Consider the following 15,707-nt stretch of genomic DNA (forward strand, 5'->3'; position numbering starts at 1 on the left):
CCCTGCTATTGATCCCAAAAAGCCACATCAGTGCCAGGCAAGTAAGCTATAGCGATAGAGGTTCTGTAGATAAGCCATAACCTCTTGTCGTAACGGTTCTGCCTCAACGTGGTAAAGCTGAGCCAGTGCCTGCACGATTTCATCAAGGGTAGACTCGCCATCGCATAGTCTGACAATACTGGCTCCTGTCTCATTTAATTTGACAACACCTTCAGGATAGAGCAGGATAGGTTCTTGAGTAAGGGGATCGAGCCGCATAAGAACCTTTGCCGCTAATTTTGGGCGCGAGGTCGCTGTCAATCGGGGTTGGTGCTCCATCATATCCTCCTTATGTTCTCAGGTGGAATTCTTGCTGCATGCTGCTCTCTATTGGTGTTGCAGTCTGGCTTAATGCATCTAATATGCTCCACAGCACATCGCACTTGAAGCCAAGAGCACGTACTGCTTCTTCCTGTAGCTGAAGTGTAGAGCAATAACGCAAGGTAAGTTCTAAACCCTGGCGAGAATCTGTAGCAGCCTGTACTATGCGCGCTCGAAAATAGTCAAGGCCGCTAGGAGAAATCCAGGAATAATACCGCTCAAAGGCCTGCAGACGGCTCTGCATTAGATCAGGTGCAAAGAGCTCAGTTAACGAAGAGGCAATCGCTATCGGCCAGGGTTTCGTACGAGCAAACTGTACGTATGCATCAACAGCAAAGCGTACCCCAGGCAGGACGTGAAGTTCGTCTTGCACCTCTGAATGTGTTAAGCCAACAGCCTCGGCTAGCCTGAACCAACATTCAATTCCTCCCTCACCCTCGCGAAATCCATCATGGTCACTGACCCGATGCAGCCAGATGCGACGCACCTCACGCAAAGGGCAGTTTGCAATAATCGCTGCATCCTTGCGTGGAATATTGCGTTGATAATAGAAACGGTTGGCCACCCAGGAGCGAATCTGAGGTGGTGTCAGCTGGCCTGAGTTCATCGCTACATGAAAAGGATGCTGGTGATGATAGCGCGTCATACCAACGGTTTGTAGGCGAGAAAGAAATGTCTCGCGGTCCCATGGAAGTGGAGTAGTTTGTATGGTCATGCTATACAATCCTTCCTAACACTGCTTCTATAGCAGCAATTCCAGTCCGTCCCAGCCAACCTCTGCTTGAGCACTCCTAACACTGGCATACTCAGGTGAATCCTCAAGTAACATTGGATTGGTGTTATTGATATGCATGTAGATTTTGTGATCTATAGGAAGAGTCGCAAGCCGAGCAAGGCTACCAAATGGCCCGCCAACTGGTAAATGCCCCATCTGAGTTGCAGATGTGTTACCAACTTGCTGCTCTTCCATCTCATACTCGCTCCAGAATGTACCATCAAGCAATAGGGCATGACTGTCGTAGAGATAATGATGGGGAATATCTTCAAAAGAAGATAAACCTGGCAGGAAGAGTAAAGTTTTACCATTTTGCTCATCAGTAAATCGATATCCTACGCGATCTCCTGGTTGCTGCAATGCTCGCTCTCTAAAACGTGGGGGATGACCTGAGACGGGAAAAGCTTCGTAGAGTAGGCCAGTAGCCGAGCCATCGGGACAGAGAAGCGGTGCCAGAGAGCAGGACGGCTCATGCCAGCACAAGCCACTGTAAGCCTGCAAGGTTGGGGCAAGATTCAGACCGGAGGTTAGTGTCTGGCGTATAGAAGAGGTTGCATACACATGCAATGGTGTCCCTTCGCGTAATAATAGCAATCCTAGACTATGGTCAAGATCTGCATCGGTGAGCAGAATACCTGTTATAGCTGTGCCGCGCCGAGCATGTAAAGGTGGCTGTAATGCTGGGAAAGACGCAATTTGCTCCCGAATATCGGGTGATACATTAAGAAGAAACCAATGACATCCATCCCCACTAATGGCCACACAGGATTGGGTACGAGCACGCGCGCATATCTTACCTGTTCGTAATCCATGACAATTTATACAATTGCAGTTCCACTGAGGAAAGCCACCACCAGCTGCAGTACCTAACAAATGTACGTACATGAGCATCTCCAGGGTGAAAAGGACGGCATGGCATTAATTGCTATGCCGTCCCGAGACGATACGGAAGAGTATGCACATGGATTACTCTTCAAGATCTTGCGCACCCGCATAGGCGGTGCATTCTAAACTGACTTGAATAACTTCAATAGTAGGCGCGATCCAACGCCTGGTTGGTACTGTGCTTTCTGGGTTGCGCTTCATCAAAACTATACCTCCTGTCAAGTGAAAAACTATACGTCATGAGCGCTCGTAAGCTTGTCTGCTCATGAGTATTTTGCGCTTTTATGCTACTTATTCGGAACTCTTCCATCAAAGTAGCAGAAACACAAAGTATATATATCATAAGTATTTGATTTTTTCAATAAAATATTGCTGAAATATATACAAATACAACAATCAAGACATCGAGTATAATGTACCTGATAATGGCTAATGGAAATACTTTCTCGTGTACTGCAGAGCATTTTGGAAGGTAGTGCTTCCTCACATAGAGGTAATGGGGTTGTAACGACGCAAAAGACATTTGAGAGCAATCTAACCAATGCTTTTCTCATATACCTGGCAAGGGGAGGATCAGCCTTGCTTTCTAATCTTCATTTCCAGCGCTTTCTTATCGCAATGCTTTTAAATATCTCACCTGGCCCGGGCTTCAGGCCTATTAAGATGAGCCTGAAGTAAAAATTTGTCCTTGTCAAGCATAATGAAGTCAGAAAAAGGTGTGTAAATTTAGCCTGGAAGCAATAGGGATGACAACGGATAAGGAGGAATCAGTGTCTCTAGCAATATTTGAAGACTATTCTTATACCAAAGCCGTTATTACTAATGATGCTTATGATTTTATTTATATTTCTCCCCATCTCGATGATGTAGCCTTTTCATGTAGTGGTACCATTTGCAGCCACAGAGCTCAGGGGCTACATATACTGGTTGTCACCTTGTTCACAGGCGACCCCAAACCTCCATTTTCACCTCTGGCGCAAACGTATCATAGGCTCTGGCAAGTGCCAGAAGATACTTCAGCTTATCAAGCGCGCAAAGCCGAAGATGAAAAAGCAATGCTAGCCCTGGAGACCGATTATCTATGGCTAGATTGGCGTGAAGTAATATACCGTATTACCGATCTAGCTAATCTCAGTGAGGTTAATGATTATACAGTGCTCTGCCAGCATGATCCTCTCTTTCCACAACTCTGCCAATGGTTTATAGATTTGCAAGCAGCCTACCCGAACTCCACGATTGTTGGGCCTCTTGGAACGGGAGGTCACCGGGACCATCGTCTTATCTTTCAGGCGGCCCTCAGTGTAATTGACCCAGACTCATTGCTCTTCTTCGAGGACTTTCCCTACGCTGCGTATCTTCCTGGAGAAACATTTGAGCTGGCTAAGGCATATAAATTAGAAAAACTTGAAATAGACATTTCTCCTTATCTGGAGCAGCGAATTCACGTGACAAGTCTCTACCAGTCACAGCTCGCTACACTCTTCTATCCCCCTTCTGCATTTCGAAACCTGATCAGAGAGTATACGGCTGGAGGAGGGCAGCAAAGTTTTATCGAACGATATTGGAAGCCTGTTCGCTAGCAATCCAATCTCTCTGGTGAGCTGTTTTGAGAGGAGTAGTAGCGCCCTTTCCATTCCGTACCTAATTTTCGAAAATGCCAGCGTATCGAGTTTAGTAAAATCAAACATCCCAGGATGACAGTTGCTGGATGGAGAAGGCAGAGAAGCAGCGTCAAGACCCGCTGGGATCGGCCAAAACGGCAAGCCAGACACAGGCGCATTAAGACAGCCAGGCAATAATTACCAAGAGAGAGTAATATGACGGCTCGTGGGAGAGAAATAAATAGTGATAATAAGACTAACAGCGGCGGCACTATAAACAACGTTACATCAAAAAATAAAATAGCAAGAGCGGCTGGCAGAGAATAGCTGTAGAAAGCAAAGAAGGTCTTAGAGAAGCCTGTCCACATATTTGCAAACGACGTATACATATGGCAATAGAGCAACTTATGTGCATCTACAAAGGCCATCCGATAACCTGCAGCTTTAACGCTACGGGCCAGGGTCACATCTTCTAAAATATGCTCTTTGATTGCTTTGTGCCCACCGGCAGCTTTGTAAGCCTGGCGACGAAAGCACAGGAGAGGTCCGTTTCCCACGGCCAAAACAGGCTTTGGAACTCGGCTTATTAGTGTCAAGGGTAAGAGAGTAAAAACACGGAAACAGAGTAATGGCATCAAGAGATGCTCCCCGATACCTTTCAGCTCATATCCAGGCTGAGCCGTAAGTAAATCGACCCTGGCGCGGTCCATATATTCAAGAACAGTCCTTACCGTCTCGGGAGCGTGTACGGTGTCGGCATCAGTAAAAAAGAGGTAGGCCCCCTGAGCATATTGGGATAGTTGAAAACAAGCGAAATTTTTCCCCACCCATCCCGCTGGAAGTGGCTTTCCCCGTAAGAGCCGTAAACGTTTCTTCTGCGTGGCTGGTAGCTCATCAATAAGGCGCTTGACAATAGCGGCTGTAGCATCAGTACTTTGATCATCAAGAACGAGTACCTCTAACTGTTCGTAATGTTGTCCTATCAAAGAGCGCACACACATTTCGATATGTTCCTGCTCATTACGAGCTGGAACAAGTACCGAAACAAGCGAAGCTGGAGAAGCTTTTTCCCAGCTAGAAACGCTTAAGCGACAAAAACACAACAAATTAATAATGAGGTGCATAAATAATAAAATGAGCATACCCGATATTATGTAAGAGGCATCGACAAGAAAGTTCATGTTTGCTCCATTAGCTGCTTACTTTTCACTTTAACTTAGGGTTAGCCATGCTGCGGAATCCTTAAAACCATTTACGAAATCCTGATTGGAAAAGCGAATTGTAACTATCCTGCTATTTATAGCGTCTACTTAGTAGCGATCGGTAAACAACATCTTGCCATTAGCCACAGCCGGAAAAGCCTATGTAATCGAGGGGTATTTATAATCCACAATAAGTATTTGCTGTCTTTTATTGGACGAACTGCGCCAGAAATTGCTCTGAAACATTGTTTTATTGCTAAAGGGAATTGCGAGAGATGATGAAGAAAATTTCTCGACTTTCTATTCGCGAACAATTAACCCTTAATATATTGTGGTTTTCTATTAACCTCCAATATGCAGCGCTGTTACCTGTAGTCATTCCAACACAGATTTTGCTATTCGTTACTCCAGGAAAAGTAGGAGACGCACAACAGGCACTATTTCTTAGCTGGCTTTCGACTGTAGCTTCAGTTGTTTCTCTAGGGATGCCTCCGCTAGTAGGGACTCTTTCAGATCATACAACGGGTAAGCTAGGACGGCGACGTCCCTATATTGCTATCGGCGGTTTATTCCTCATCGCCAGTACACCTTTTCTCGTGTTGTCTAACAGTATCCTGATCTTTTTGTTAGGCCTCTCGCTCTTACACCTGGGAAATAATGTTCTCACACCAGCCTACCAGAGCCTGGTACCAGATCAGGTCCCAGAGGAACAACGTGGGGAAGCTTCTGGCTATGTTGGAGCAATGACCATCCTCGGCAACGTTGCAAGCCTGGGATTGGCAGCATTGCTACTTGGGGGGATTAATCAGAATGCTTATAGCAAGAGCGTCATTCACGAGAATGCCAGTATCTACTATATCGTAGGAGCAGCGGCTTTAGTCGTTGCTATTATCATTACAATCGTCTTTGTTAAAGAGAAACCTCTGGTACCAGACCAACATGTAATAGAAGAGGAAGCTGGCGAGAAGTTCCTCACAAAGTTTGCTCGCTGGTTTGCTCATGGCTGGAATGCTCCCTGGCACTCTTATAACTTTGTCGTTGTATTCCTCACCCGTTCCGCTATCATGCTGGGGCTTGCCCTATTTATGACCTATGTCGAATATTATTTTGCGCGGGTACAGCACGTTACCAATTTTGTGCAAATAACCGCATTAGTGGCAGTATTGGCTCTGGGTGGAGGAGTAGTGAGCGGGGTCGTATTTGGCGTCCTATCAGATCATTTGAAGAGGCGCGCGCCTGTGGTATGTGTGGCTACATTCTGCATGAGCCTGACCTCTATCGCATTTGTTGTAGTTCCCGCAAATCTTATAAACTGGCTCTGGCCTCTGGGAGCACTTTTTGGATTAGGCTATGGGGCATATACAAGTGTGGATTGGGCCTTGTCAGTTGATGCTCTGCCTTCGCTGAAGGAAGCTGGTGAAGACCTGGGCGTATGGAATGCAACAATGAATCTACCGGCCATCATTGCTCCACTCATTGGTAGCCTCATCATCAACACAAGCGACAAGTTTGGACAGATAGAACTAGGCTACCGCCTTGTCTTTCTGGTTGCCTCTCTATTCCTCATTGTTGCAGCCGTCGCCGTGCTCTTTGTAAGAGAGCAGCAGATGACAAGCAATCTCCCTCAAGGGAGAGATAGCAAATAGCTATAACGCTTAAGCAGTTCTTCGCGGGACATCCAGGCTTCTTGTGGATATGTGCCATAGGTAGTGCCTTGAAGGAGGCGCATACCTCCGCGACGATGATAGAGAACTAACAAACCCATCATAAAAAAGCGTTCCAGATAGGTGTGGATATTTTTAGGGCGTTGGCGTAAGGTAAAGCCGAGCCGTGGGGCTGCACGATAGAGCAAGGTAGTGCCATATATTGCATAGACATCGCCAGGAAAATCGGGCTCCTGTATCCAGGCGGCCAGAGCTCTTAGATTTTGTGCGACAAGTTGCAAATATCGCCAGGCCGGAGCATGTTCATCCACTTCAAGGAAGGCTCGATTGCGAAAATGTAGCTCGATAATAGGGTCACCTTTAGCAATGTGTGTGCCATCAGGTAAATCCACAGCCTTGCCGGTATAATGCGTGAAACGTACTTCTAATAAATGGTGTGGTGCATAGGGAACTGGTTGCAGGTGCCATATTGCGCGGGTTATGCGTTCCCAGAGCGGCCAGAAAAGGAGAAAACCACGCCCATTGCCAGCCTGTGTTTGGAAGGCAAGTTTCCATCCAATATGTAACTTTTGCTTAAGGGACGCTCTAGGGGTTGCAGCAAGATGGCTTTCCTTCCGCTCACGCACAAAAAGCACTCCTATAGCCGCAAGAATGAGAAAGAGAGTAGCAGCCGCAAAGATGAGACGATAGCCCAGAGCCGTTGAACCGTGAAACAGAATAATAATGAGGCTTCCCAGCAAAGGAGCTATGACGGTGGGTAGAGTTGCTGAAGCATTCCATAATCCTAGATCTTTACCAGCTGTCTCGCTGGAGGGCAACGTATCTATCGATAAAGCCCAGTCCACACTCATGTAGGCACCATAGCCCAGCCCAAAGAGTATACTTGGTGGCCAGAGAGGGAAGCCGGCCGGAAAGACGACAAAAGCTAGTGCTGCAGATGCCATACAAAGTGTGGCTGTACTCACAAGAGGAACACGCTTTACATAGTCGGAGAAAATACCTAGTATGAGTGCGCTAAAGATTGCGCTGAGTAATGCCAGAATGGCTACCGTAGCTGTAGCTTGCACAAAATTAGTCACATGTGCTACATTCGCAAGATAGTACTCGATAAAAGTCATAAATAGAGCCAGCCCCATCATGACAGCAGCTCGTGTTAAAAAAACAATAGTGAAATTATGCTCGCGCCAGGGCTTGATCCAATTCTGGACGAACCATTCATGAAATTGTAGTTTTATTCTTGATTCTGCTTGTTCTAGTGTAAGCGCTGGGGACACGAAAGGTATTTCACGCACCCCAATCACCGTTATGATGACGCCAATGATTAAAACGGCAATTGTACTGATATAGTAGAGCGTGGCCCCCCTGCGTATAATATCGGCTCCCGCTGAGTGTAAGTTCACCTGGGAAAAGAGCCAGGCCGCCAGAGAGAGGCTACCAACATTCCCTAGAATCGTCATAAAACCCATGTACCCTGATGCAACTCCTCGCTGTTCGCGAGGAACGAGATCCGGCGTGAGCCCTTGATAACCTGCCGTGATTATATTAACGCCAACAAGCAAGATGCCTAAACCAGGAATGAGCATAGCAATACTATTTGCTTTGATGAGTAGAGGCACGCTAAGTAGGATCACTATAGAGCCGGCTATGATATATGGGCGCCTGCGGCCCAGAGAGCCTGATGTATTATCTGAGAGCATGCCTGTCAAAGGAGGTATAAATAATGTGACAACAGCTCCCAGAGCAGAAATCCAGGCTAGAAATGTTACTTGCTGCGCGTTCCCTACGTGCCCAGGTGTCACGAAGAGTAAAATCTGGGTGGGGATTACTATCGGCAGTAACGCGGATGATAGTAATCCCAGTGCAAACCACAAAAGGCTAAGCACAATTTGCCCACGCAGCGTGAGACGATGTGGAGCTCTATTCGTGTTCATGGGATTTCGCTAACTCCTTAACGACTTTTGTGATGGTTTTTATCCTGTCAATATAATTCTATTCAAGAATTATATTACCTGTGAAACGTAAAATTCTTTCTTTTCGTATACCTTCATGATGATAGACGCTGAAGTTCAGTTACTGTTGAATTCGGCAATTTTTTCTTGTTTCATCATGAGAGGCTTATGTTTTCTCCTGGCAAGGGAGAAGATAAATATCGGAACTCTACATGCCGATATTCATGATCAGTTGATAGGTTGAAGCTAACAAAATAGTCACAAGTTTATTTCCTATGTATGAATGCTATCTACATTGTTATACACGTTGTGAGCAACAGAAATCGGATACACCTCGTTTTCTCGTGACACTAGATGTAGGAATAGGTGATGCCATTGTCGTTGGCTTAAGCGCTATTGATCAAATTGTCGCAAATGATCCTCTAGCTTCCGGCACAATAGATATACTTTGTAACGCACTCCAGGCGCAGATTTTTGCGTGCGATCCGCGGATTAATCGGATCATTGAGACGAATAAAGTCTTTTTCCCCGGCGCCAATATCACGCAATGGCTAAGAGGAATTGCTCTTGATCCTGCGGCAGCTCGTATAATAGACTTTCTGAAACAAAGGAGCTATGAAGCTGTACTGCCCAGCATTGTAGCTCCAGGTCTTTATTCTCGACTTCACTCACATATAATGTATCCATCTATAATAAACATAGCAGAAGATTTTCTTGCATTTTGTAGGCAACAGGATTTCCATTTAAGCACAATTGCCAGGGACATGGTTGACCACTATTTTGGAAAGGCCATGGCACCTCTTAACCAGGTCAAAGATATTCCTCTGTATATATCTTCTCAGCACGTCAAGTTAGCCATCAGCACATTGGAAGCTTTAAAAGCAGAAGCAAAGGTCACACAGCAAAATACGAAATTGCTCATTGTTGCTCCAGATACCGCATCTACTGTCACAAGGCCTCCCACAGATCTACTCATAGCAGGCATTTACAGAATTCTTGCCGTACATCCTCATCTCATGGTCTATATTTTACCCAGCTATACAGCAACAGGCTGTTCTCTTCAGCTGCTGAAGGCTCTTAGCAAGGATTATCCACAACGTATCTTCCTGATGCCAGCCGAACCAAAGGCCCATTTACTGGAGATGGCAGCTCTAATAGATCAGTCAGATGTTTTTCTGAGCGGCGATACAGGAGTTATGCATCTAGCGGCAGCGTATAAGAAATTGAATGAGGGGGATGACATAAGCTTTGCTCCCAGAAACTCTGCAAAAATTGTGGCCTTGTTTGGTGGTACTAATCCTGGCTACTATGGCTACAGTAGACGTACAACTATCCTGGGAAGAGGCAGAAGGGAACAAACTGCTTTGAGGCCAGGTTTTTTCAAGGAAGCTTATAAGCTAAAGGGACGCAACTTATTCGATCATATTACATCGAAGCAAATACTAGATGCAGTTTTGGATCAATAACTCCTTAGCTCTATTCAAACCATACGGCAAAGACACTTCAAATTTTATGTTTTTCAAGCAAGGGCAAGTCTAATATCTTGAAAAGAAAATATTCAGATATTCCTTTACTGAAGTCGATATAGCAAATATAAAAAGTAGTTAAGCTAAGAAATATTGCGCTTTTTGAACTAGACGACGATATATTTTGAGAGATTACATTTTGTTTCCTGTAAGGATTATTGATAAGGAGAGAGAACTTCAAGCTAGGAGAAGGCGATGGAAGATATTGTCCCCTATTTAGAGCAAATTTGTGCACGCTTTGAGCATTCTGAGACGCGATCACTATTTCGTGGTTTTACTAAGACAGTACAGTTTAGCTTCTCCGATTTACAGCGTGACTTTACTTTGAGCATCGCTGAAGACGGGAGCGCAGCATTGATAGAAAGGACAGTTTCTCAGCCAGATGTCAAAATCATTATTAGCAGTGATATTCTCGCTGGTATCCTGAACAGTACGGTGAATCCCATTCAAGCTTATATCACACGCAAGTTAGCAGTTGCCGGCCAGATCGAGGATTTGCTGAAGTTACAGAAATTATTTTGAGCATAGCCTCGTTTTGTCGTATTACACGCCACAGATCATTATGTGTCTATGAATCCCTTATATTCGTTTATTTATATATATAGTTTTTAACTTTATGCTATACTATGTTTTACTAGGAGAAGAGGATCTCCATTGCTTTTCTCCGCAAATCTGGCTATCGCCAGGAACATTAGAATCGGAGAAAGGGTAGGAGGATTCAAAGCCTTGCTCGTTAGGTAGGGGTAGAGAGTCTTTCAGGAAAAGGCATGTTAGACACAACACGCGCAGTTTTTCAACGTTATCAGCAAGAAATTTTGCAGGAGTTACATAGAGCTTTTCGCACAAAGCAGGCATTGCTCGCAGAGGGTATCAACTACGATGATCTCTTAATGTTGGAAGGACAAATGCAATACCATCTGGGCTGGGTAGATCAAGAGCTTCGACCGGCCAAGGGCTATTCTGGTAAACTACTACGTCCCATCCTGTTGCTATTGGGTTATGAGCTTGCTTGTACGCAGGAACAACCAGCATCACAAAATACCCTTCCACTCTCGCTAAGGCCAGCTCTTCCAGCTGCTGCAGCTATAGAATTAATGCACAATTTTACGCTGTTACATGATGATATTCAAGATGGGGATATCGAGCGGCGGCATCGCCCAACAGTCTGGTTTGTATGGGGAGTCCCACAAGCAATCCTTGTAGGAGATGCCTTGCTTGCCATAACGCGTCTTCATCTCTGGAAAGTCCTTGACGAAGGAGTAGAGCCTGCAACTGCCTTGCGACTGGCCAAATTATTTGATACAGCCCTGCTTCACCTGACTGAAGGACAACATCTCGACATGTCTTTTGAAAGACAGCAACAAGTCTCACTTTCAAATTATGAAGAGATGATCAGCCGTAAAACTGCAGCGTTAATGGCGTGCGCCACAGAGATGGGCGCAACATTGGGAACCCATAATACAGAAATTATTGAGGGTTTGGCCTGCTTCGGACACGCTCTAGGACTTGCCTTTCAGGTGCGCGATGATATGCTAGGCATCTGGGCAACCGAAGCTGAATTGGGCAAGCTTCCCGTTGGCGATATCTACAGGCGCAAGAAAAGTTTACCTATTCTACATGCTTTTCAGCAAGCGTGCTCAGAAGATCAGAGCATAATGACAAATATATATAACCAGGAAGCGCCAATTACCGAGGAACAGGCTCAAGAAATTCTAGCGATCTTTGCGCGGACTCAGACCAAGGAATACTGCGCTCAGGTTCTGGCCTGGCAGTGTCAACAAGCTCGCTCAGCTCTTAGTCAAGTAGTCTCTCTGCCCTCAGCTCATACCACGCGCGCACAGGCTGACCTGGAGGCGCTTATCGATTTCGTAGAGGGAAGATAATGCCACTCCTTCCATACAAGAGGCTCATCCGCTGGCAATGGTAGCAATGGCTTTGGATAAGCTTGCTTCTGATAATCAGGCTTGTTCTGAAGAGCACTGATTAACAATCTCCAGTACATTTTTGCGATTGAGTTTCCTATCCCCGCGGGCCAAGGCATCAAGGGTGGCATAAGCCAGAGCGAGTGGAATAGCACAGAAGTCCAATATCGGGCCAGGGGGAAGTGCATTCGTGTAAGCGTCCGCTAGAGCGAGATTACGACGTGCATAGGTATGCATATCAGCATCCTTCCAATTTACTGGAAAGAACTCCACTCCGCGAGCCACATCTTCCGGGTGATTACGCAAGATGTTCACGGATTGCAGACCACGTCCAAATCCCACTGCATGTATGCGATTCGATGCTGTTCCGTTGTACCAGGTCCATAGATCCGCCAGGAGCAGGCCAACCGAACCAGCTACGCCAAATGTGTAGCGATCCAGATCTTCCTCGGTTTGGATTTTCCAATTATGTTCAGCCCACTGGGCCATACGTTCGGCCATAGTTGCTGTTGCTTCCCAAATACGCGGTGCTATAGAGGCAGGAGCAAGCAAGGCCCATTTGCCAACACAGAGAGTTACTTCTGGAAGTTCCTGCCGGTAACCAGCCAACACAGCAGTAAAATCGTTTTCAGTAAAGCGAGTTTGCAGAATATTGCTAATAGCATGTAACAGGACTGCTTTAGTACGATTATCCAGGCTGGGATGATCTTCCACTTCATCGATTGCGCGCAGACACAAGTAACCTGACATTACCGCTGCCTGCAGATCAGTTGGTAAACGGCTAATGGGTATATAAAATGTGCGGCTAGTTTTTTTCAATATGTCCAGGGCATTTTCACTAATGTTCACTGTGTCACCTCTCCTTCTGCAAAACAACCTTTACTCAAACAAATATGCTATCCGGCGCTAGATCAAGCCCAACCTTAAGCACACGAGCCGCTCGCAAGGCATAACGTGGAGCCATGTGACTTAGCCAGAAGAACTCCTCACGGAGCGATGGCCGCAGTAACACCTTTAGGGGATGGAGCCAATCCAGGGAAATATCGTGTTCTGGGTTATCAAGAATAACTCTTATCGATGCTATACGCAAACCATGGTCTAGAAGCAGCCCTGTTTCCATATCGGCAGCCACAAAACCACGCTGGTACCAAACATGCCGCTCTTGCCCAACGATAAGAGATTGAGCGGTTAGAAGCGTGCCAGTGTCCAACCGCAGGTGCAACATCTGTGCGGCTGCTACTAATATCTGTACAAGCATTGGGTCACAGCACCTGATGCTTCCATCAGTGAGGCCAACCCGCTCAGGTATCAGAACAGTTCCAGGAGCTAGATGACTACTTAGCGCCCCTGCCAGGCCGCACACTATTACAGGGGAACTCTTGGGCAAACCTTTCCAATGTGCTAATCGAAGGCCAGCGCATCTAATAGGAACTTTGGGGCGCATACAACGCACTGCCCAGTACTCAAGAAAAGTTGGCGCCAGGATTTCCATACTGCTCATCTCCAAGAGACATATATTCTGCAACCATACCTGATGATGCCTCAAGAAGCCCCCAATCTTATTATCTTGCGTATCCGTGATCGTAATACCACCGCACGGCTCGTTCCAGTGCTGCAATCACAGGAGTTGCCCTATAGCCAAGTTCAGATTGAGCCTTAGCACAGCTGACATACATATGGTGACGAGCCATACGGACACCTTCGAGCGGTATCAATGGCGCTGCTACTCTACAGGGTACTATTCGATAGTAAAGCTCGTTAGCCAAGCCCAGAGTAAGAGCCAGTGGGAAAGGAATGTGTATCTTTGGAGCCCGGCGGCCGCAGATTTCGGCTAGAGACTCCCAGAGCTGAGACAGGCTTCCGTTTTCACCTCCTATCAGATAGCGCTCCCAGCAACGTCCATATTGAAGCGCCAAAACATGCGCTTTTGCCACATCTTCCACTGCTACAATATTCAAACCGCCATTTAGCGTAGCAAAGATTCGTCCGCGCATAAAGTCAACTATCATTTTCCCCGTAGGCGTTGGTTTCCAATCCCCCGGTCCAACTGGAGCTGTAGGCAAGATAAGGATTACTGGCACCTGTGAGGCAAGCGCTATTCGTGCTTGCTGTAGCTTTGATCTATGGTACGCAGAAGAAGCATACTCTGTATCCCAATTATCCTCGGTAGCTAGATGCTCATTATCACTGGGTCCAACTGTTGATGAACTGGAGGTAATAATAGCTAGTTCAATACCTGCCAATTGTGCAGCTTCCAATATCCCCGCACTGCCATAAACATTTGTGGCAAAAATTGTATTACGCATTGCGGGCAGGAAGGAGTAGAGAGACGCCACATGTATAAGATAGCGACAACCGGCCATATGGTGTACTAGTTCACCGGGGCGTAAGATATCGCCTTGTACGAGAGTGCATCCCTCAAGGGAGGGTAACGACCTGGCTGCCGTATGGACAAGAGCACGTACGCGATATCGGGCCGCCAGGAGAGCCCGCAGTACGTGGCTACCTACAAATCCACTTGCTCCAGTCAAGAATACTAAATCGTCAGCATCCTTTACACGCTGTATATGTCCAGCCATTCGCCGCATCCTATCAACTTATCAAGGTCATTTTACAAAGCTACTTAATTTATATAATCGAAACAAATCTTACTCTGATGAAGAACCTGGCGAAAATTCATCCCAGTGTAGCATGCTCGCTAGATGCTAAGTGCGGTCGGATTTTCCAGCAGGGATAGTCTGTAGGGCGCTACGCACGACATCGGCAGTAGCTCGTAGAGTCTCCCAGGGAGAGGCCATAGTAGCAAGTACTGCTGAGGGCTCGTAACCACAATGAGCCATACAATTAGCGCAACGAGGGTCCTTGCCTCGCCCATATTGCTTCCAGGGCGTCGTCTCGATGAGCTCTTTATATGTCCTGGTATATCCATCGGCCATGAGATAACAAGGGCGTTGCCAGCCCAGTACGGAGTAGCAGGGAATGCCCCAGGCTGTACACGCAAAATCTACTTTACCCTCTAAGAAATCCAGAAAGAGTGGAGAATGGTTCAAGCGCCATCTCTGTCTTCTTCCATCTGAAAAAGCCTGACGAAATATCTGGCGGGTCCGCTCGATACCAAGAAAATGCTCTTGATCGGGAGCTTTCTCATAGGCGTATCCTGGAGAGATCTGCATCGCATCTACCTGCACATCGTTATTCAAGAAATCAAGCACATCGCGAATACTACCCACGCTATCTTGTGAGAAGAATGTGGTATTGGTTGTAACGCGAAAACCTCGGCGCTGGGCTTCCTTGATTGCTTCAATGGCTTTATCAAAGACCCCCTCTCGGGCCACCGACTGATCGTGGCGTTCCCTTAAGCCATCAATATGGACCGACCAGGAAAAATAGGGAGAAGGCTTGAATTGATCGAGCTTTTTGCCCATCAAAATAGCATTAGTGCAAAGATAGACGAAACGCTTGTGTTCTATTAATGCCGCGACAATCTTGTCGATCTCTCGATGGATAAGTGGCTCACCGCCAGCTATGGAGACGATAGGAGCACCACATTCTTCGACGGCATCAATGCATTGTTGGACAGAGAGTCGTCGAGCAAGGATAGAGGAAGGATGTTGTATTTTTCCGCAGCCGCTGCACGCGAGATTACATTGATAGAGTGGCTCAAGCTGTAGCACAAGAGGAAATTTTTTGCGACCGGTAAGCCGTTGCCGCATAAGATAGGCAGTTATATGAAGGGTTTGGTGGAGGGTAATAGCCATAGTCAGTTTCATCTCCTTCTCCGCATTGGTATGCTGGACTGTAGGGAAGATATATTGATTTCGCT

Annotated in this window: 15 protein-coding genes; 5 read left to right on the forward strand and 10 right to left on the reverse strand. The window is 46.4% G+C overall.

Features of this window, described 5'->3' with window-relative positions; all coding sequences use genetic code 11:
• Window positions 1-27: 27 nt before the first annotated feature.
• From pqqD to EPA93_RS50380, 4 genes are all read right to left on the reverse strand, one after another.
• A complete protein-coding gene (pqqD, locus tag EPA93_RS15950) occupies window positions 28-321 on the reverse strand; it encodes a pyrroloquinoline quinone biosynthesis peptide chaperone PqqD (RefSeq protein ID WP_207229567.1) in 294 nt (97 codons plus the stop codon).
• Between the two features lie 7 nt (window positions 322-328).
• Window positions 329-1,075, reverse strand: a complete 747-nt coding sequence (pqqC, locus tag EPA93_RS15955) for a pyrroloquinoline-quinone synthase PqqC (RefSeq protein WP_129888460.1) — start codon at window positions 1,073-1,075, stop codon at window positions 329-331.
• A 27-nt stretch (window positions 1,076-1,102) separates the two neighbouring features.
• Window positions 1,103-2,020 (reverse strand): pyrroloquinoline quinone biosynthesis protein PqqB, encoded by a 918-nt coding sequence (gene pqqB, locus EPA93_RS15960; RefSeq protein WP_165423159.1) that lies wholly within the window; start codon window positions 2,018-2,020, stop codon window positions 1,103-1,105.
• An 81-nt stretch (window positions 2,021-2,101) separates the two neighbouring features.
• A complete protein-coding gene (locus EPA93_RS50380) occupies window positions 2,102-2,224 on the reverse strand; it encodes a hypothetical protein (protein WP_277988900.1) in 123 nt (40 codons plus the stop codon).
• A 566-nt stretch (window positions 2,225-2,790) separates the two neighbouring features.
• Here EPA93_RS50380 and EPA93_RS15965 point away from each other — a divergent pair.
• Complete coding sequence (locus tag EPA93_RS15965; protein ID WP_165423160.1) at window positions 2,791-3,600, forward strand: PIG-L deacetylase family protein; 810 nt, start codon at window positions 2,791-2,793, stop codon at window positions 3,598-3,600.
• Here EPA93_RS15965 and EPA93_RS15970 read toward each other — a convergent pair.
• Window positions 3,597-4,802: a glycosyltransferase family 2 protein gene (locus EPA93_RS15970; RefSeq protein ID WP_129888463.1), complete on the reverse strand. Its 1,206-nt coding sequence runs from the start codon at window positions 4,800-4,802 to the stop codon at window positions 3,597-3,599. The two genes, EPA93_RS15965 and EPA93_RS15970, sit on opposite strands and share 4 nt — an antisense overlap.
• Before the next feature lie 296 nt (window positions 4,803-5,098).
• Here EPA93_RS15970 and EPA93_RS15975 point away from each other — a divergent pair, with 296 nt between their 5' ends.
• Window positions 5,099-6,469, forward strand: a complete 1,371-nt coding sequence (locus EPA93_RS15975) for an MFS transporter (RefSeq protein WP_129888464.1) — start codon at window positions 5,099-5,101, stop codon at window positions 6,467-6,469.
• On the opposite strand, the gene EPA93_RS15980 is transcribed toward EPA93_RS15975, so the two are convergent.
• The gene (locus EPA93_RS15980) at window positions 6,448-8,418 is read right to left on the reverse strand and encodes an MFS transporter (RefSeq protein WP_129888465.1); all 1,971 of its coding nucleotides are present in this window, start codon (window positions 8,416-8,418) and stop codon (window positions 6,448-6,450) included. The two genes, EPA93_RS15975 and EPA93_RS15980, sit on opposite strands and share 22 nt — an antisense overlap.
• 362 nt (window positions 8,419-8,780) lie before the next feature.
• On the opposite strand from EPA93_RS15980, the gene EPA93_RS15985 reads away from it, so the two are divergent.
• The 3 genes from EPA93_RS15985 (at window position 8,781) to EPA93_RS15995 (ending at window position 11,845) form a co-directional block, all read left to right on the forward strand.
• A complete protein-coding gene (locus EPA93_RS15985; RefSeq protein ID WP_165423161.1) occupies window positions 8,781-9,902 on the forward strand; it encodes a glycosyltransferase family 9 protein in 1,122 nt (373 codons plus the stop codon).
• A 255-nt stretch (window positions 9,903-10,157) separates the two neighbouring features.
• Entirely contained in the window at window positions 10,158-10,484 is a 327-nt protein-coding gene (locus tag EPA93_RS15990; RefSeq protein ID WP_129888467.1) for an SCP2 sterol-binding domain-containing protein, read from the forward strand.
• Window positions 10,485-10,729: 245 nt separating this feature from the next.
• Window positions 10,730-11,845, forward strand: a complete 1,116-nt coding sequence (locus tag EPA93_RS15995; RefSeq protein ID WP_129888468.1) for a polyprenyl synthetase family protein — start codon at window positions 10,730-10,732, stop codon at window positions 11,843-11,845.
• A 75-nt stretch (window positions 11,846-11,920) separates the two neighbouring features.
• On the opposite strand, the gene EPA93_RS16000 is transcribed toward EPA93_RS15995, so the two are convergent.
• From EPA93_RS16000 to hpnH, 4 genes are all read right to left on the reverse strand, one after another.
• A complete protein-coding gene (locus EPA93_RS16000; RefSeq protein ID WP_129888469.1) occupies window positions 11,921-12,733 on the reverse strand; it encodes a squalene/phytoene synthase family protein in 813 nt (270 codons plus the stop codon).
• 34 nt (window positions 12,734-12,767) lie between these two features.
• Window positions 12,768-13,385, reverse strand: a complete 618-nt coding sequence (locus EPA93_RS16005) for a phosphorylase family protein (protein ID WP_129888470.1) — start codon at window positions 13,383-13,385, stop codon at window positions 12,768-12,770.
• A gap of 61 nt (window positions 13,386-13,446) precedes the next feature.
• Window positions 13,447-14,463: an NAD-dependent epimerase/dehydratase family protein gene (locus tag EPA93_RS16010; protein ID WP_165423163.1), complete on the reverse strand. Its 1,017-nt coding sequence runs from the start codon at window positions 14,461-14,463 to the stop codon at window positions 13,447-13,449.
• Between the two features lie 126 nt (window positions 14,464-14,589).
• On the reverse strand, window positions 14,590-15,642 hold the full coding sequence (gene hpnH / locus EPA93_RS16015; RefSeq protein ID WP_129888472.1) for an adenosyl-hopene transferase HpnH: 1,053 nt from the start codon (window positions 15,640-15,642) through the stop codon (window positions 14,590-14,592).
• Between the last annotated feature and the right edge of the window lie 65 nt (window positions 15,643-15,707).

Source organism: Ktedonosporobacter rubrisoli (assembly GCF_004208415.1).
Lineage (GTDB): Bacteria > Chloroflexota > Ktedonobacteria > Ktedonobacterales > Ktedonobacteraceae > Ktedonosporobacter > Ktedonosporobacter rubrisoli.

Excerpts from the sequence above, each read along its gene's own strand:
- pqqD (WP_207229567.1), bottom strand. The coding sequence starts at position 321 with ATGATGGAGCACCAACCCCGATTGACAGCGACCTCGCGCCCAAAATTA.
- pqqC (WP_129888460.1), bottom strand. The coding sequence starts at position 1,075 with ATGACCATACAAACTACTCCACTTCCATGGGACCGCGAGACATTTCTT.
- pqqB (WP_165423159.1), bottom strand. The coding sequence starts at position 2,020 with ATGTACGTACATTTGTTAGGTACTGCAGCTGGTGGTGGCTTTCCTCAG.
- EPA93_RS15970 (WP_129888463.1), bottom strand. The coding sequence starts at position 4,802 with ATGAACTTTCTTGTCGATGCCTCTTACATAATATCGGGTATGCTCATT.
- EPA93_RS15975 (WP_129888464.1), top strand. The coding sequence starts at position 5,099 with ATGATGAAGAAAATTTCTCGACTTTCTATTCGCGAACAATTAACCCTT.
- EPA93_RS15980 (WP_129888465.1), bottom strand. The coding sequence starts at position 8,418 with ATGAACACGAATAGAGCTCCACATCGTCTCACGCTGCGTGGGCAAATT.
- EPA93_RS15990 (WP_129888467.1), top strand. The coding sequence starts at position 10,158 with ATGGAAGATATTGTCCCCTATTTAGAGCAAATTTGTGCACGCTTTGAG.
- EPA93_RS15995 (WP_129888468.1), top strand. The coding sequence starts at position 10,730 with ATGTTAGACACAACACGCGCAGTTTTTCAACGTTATCAGCAAGAAATT.
- EPA93_RS16005 (WP_129888470.1), bottom strand. The coding sequence starts at position 13,385 with ATGAGCAGTATGGAAATCCTGGCGCCAACTTTTCTTGAGTACTGGGCA.
- EPA93_RS16010 (WP_165423163.1), bottom strand. The coding sequence starts at position 14,463 with ATGGCTGGACATATACAGCGTGTAAAGGATGCTGACGATTTAGTATTC.
- hpnH (WP_129888472.1), bottom strand. The coding sequence starts at position 15,642 with ATGGCTATTACCCTCCACCAAACCCTTCATATAACTGCCTATCTTATG.